We start from the raw sequence: 2,665 nt of genomic DNA on the forward strand, positions 1-2,665 counted from the left end.
AGACAGCGTGGTCCCAGCGAGGAGGGGATATAGATGGGGAGGGAGCCGATGATCAGTCTGGCGAATCGGTTTCCCTGAGTTCAGACGGCAGTGTGTTGGCCATCGGTGCGGCTGATAATGATGGCAATGGTGATAGTTCCGGTCATGTGCGCGTGTATGAATGGACAGGAACGGTTTGGTCCCAGCGAGGAGGGGATATAGATGGGGAGTCGGCTGGAGATCTTTCCGGCTGTTCGGTATCCTTAAGTTCAGATGGCAGTGTGTTGGCCATCGGCGCGGTTGCAAATGATGATTATTCCGGTCATGTGCGTGTATATGAATGGGATGGGACGGACTGGTCCCAGCAAGGCGCTGATATAGACGGCGAGGCGTTTGGAGGTGGGTTCGGCATTTCCGTGTCCCTGAGTTCAGATGGCAGTGTGTTGGCCATCGGTGCGCCTGGAGATAATGGAAATGGCTCAAATTCCGGCTCTGTGCGTGTATATGAATGGGATGGGACGGGCTGGTTCCAGCGAGGGGGCGATATAGATGGGGCGTCGGCTGGAGATGGGTCCGGCAGTGCCGTATCCCTGAGTTCAGATGGCAGTGTGTTGGCCATCGGCGCGCCTAATAATGATGACAATGGTGATTATTCCGGTCATGTGCGCGTATATGAATGGGATGAGACGGGCTGGTCCCAGCGAGGGGGCGATATAGATGGGGCGTCGGCTGGAGATATGTCCGGCAGTGCCGTATCCCTGAGTTCAGATGGCAGTGTGTTGGCCATCGGCGCGCCTAATAATGATGACAATGGTGATGATTCCGGCCATGTACGCGTGTATGAAGCTTGTATTAGTACTTGCGAGATCAGTGCAATAGCGGTATCCAATCTTTCCTCTTGTACGCCGGGCACCGATACCTATACTGCAGATGTGACGGTCAGCTTTCAGAGCGTACCAGCTACAGGCACCTTAGAACTGAGCGGCAGCGGGAGTGCAAGTGTGTCAGTGGGCGATTTGGATAGCCCAACGAGTCATGTATTTACAGGCGTAGAAATGCCTGCGGATGGTGAAGCTATAGACCTGTCCGTTACTTTTACGGATGCTACCTCCTGTGTTTTTACAGAGAGTAATGCGGGTACTGCCCCGGTTTCCTGCCAGAATTGCCTTTCTGAAAACACGCTGCAAATCACCACCATCCAATCTGCGCCCCCTTTGGTGCTGGACGAAAACGGGGAGTGGTTTACTGTTTACAACCCTACAGACTCAGTCGTTGATCTGAATGGCTATACTATCCTTGACGACGGCACCGACAGCCACTCCATCACCACTTCCCTCCTCCTCCCCGCCGGCGGCTCCATCACTCTCGGCAATAACGCCGATACCCTGACCAACGGGGGCGTCCACATCGACTATGCCTATGGCAGCGATATTACCCTCGATGATGAGGAAGATGAGATCGTACTGGTCTGCAGCGGCACAGAGGTGGCCCGCGCAGCGTACAGCGGCGGCTTGTTTGCGGGTTGTACGAATCCAACGGTGGCACTGGGAGCGGATGGCACGGTCTCCATAACGCCAGCGCAGGTCGAAGACGGCACGATGGCCCTCGACGGGCTGGCAGGGCTGTGGCTGGACGTAACGGACTTTGACTGCAGCAATCAGGGGCAGGACAACCCCGTGGAGCTGACCGTGGTGGATACAGATGGGGATACGAGTACCTGTATGGCGAATGTGTCCGTTATCGACAATATGGCACCAACGGCGGTTTGTGCCGATGTCACCATTGCACTGGACTCAGCAGGAACGGCCCTGCTCGTGGCTGACAGCCTGGATGGGGGCTCTACCGATAACTGCGCGACGAGCTTCACTTATGAGGCGAGTCAGGTGGCCTTTAGCTGCGATGACCTGGGCGAGCAGTCCGTTACGCTTACGGTCAGCGATGGCAGCCCGGATGCCGAATCGGGTAATTGTACCGCTACCGTCACGGTAGTGGATGATGCTGCGCCGGTGGCGGAGTGTCAGGATGCCGCTGTACAGCTTGATGCTGCGGGCATGGCTACGCTAAGCCCGGAAGCTGTGAATAATGGCTCTTACGATAATTGTACTCCGGCTCCGGGCCTGGTCCTGGAAGTCAGTCAAGATCAGTTTGACTGTGGGGACCTTGGGCAGCAAACGGTGAGCCTTTTTGTCAGCGATGGCAGCCCCAACTCCGGTTCCGGCAGCTGCATGGCAATGGTGACCGTGGAAGACCTGCTCCCGCCTCAGGCCGAGTGTACAGATGTTACAGTACAACTCGATGAAAATGGGACAGCTTTCCTGCCATCCTTCAATGTAGACGGTGGCTCGTCGGACAATTGCGGTACGCTGGACCTGGCGCTTAGCCAAAGCAGTTTCGACTGCACACATCTGGGAGAAAACGCTGTGGATATGATCGTAAGCGATGGCAGCAACAACCAAGATACCTGTACGGCGACCATCACGGTAGAGGATGTAATCTCGCCGGTGGCCGTATGTCAGCCCTTCAGCGTCAGCCTGGATAGTACCGGATTCGCGTCAATCACGGCTGATAATGTGGACGGCGGCTCTACCGATAACTGCCCAGGGGTGAGCCTGATGCTCAATCAGAGTACTTTCGATTGCGGTGATATCGGTACCAACACCGTCACGTTAACGGTGACCGATGCCAG

1 protein-coding gene is annotated in these 2,665 nt (G+C 56.0%); it reads left to right on the forward strand.

What is annotated here, in order from left to right; all coding sequences use genetic code 11:
* Positions 1-2,665 (forward strand): lamin tail domain-containing protein (locus tag IX84_RS31195; RefSeq protein WP_152605136.1); only part of this gene is annotated, 2,665 nt, incomplete at both ends.

The sequence above is a fragment of the Phaeodactylibacter xiamenensis genome, from assembly GCF_000759025.1.
In the GTDB taxonomy this organism is placed as follows: domain Bacteria; phylum Bacteroidota; class Bacteroidia; order Chitinophagales; family Saprospiraceae; genus Phaeodactylibacter; species Phaeodactylibacter xiamenensis.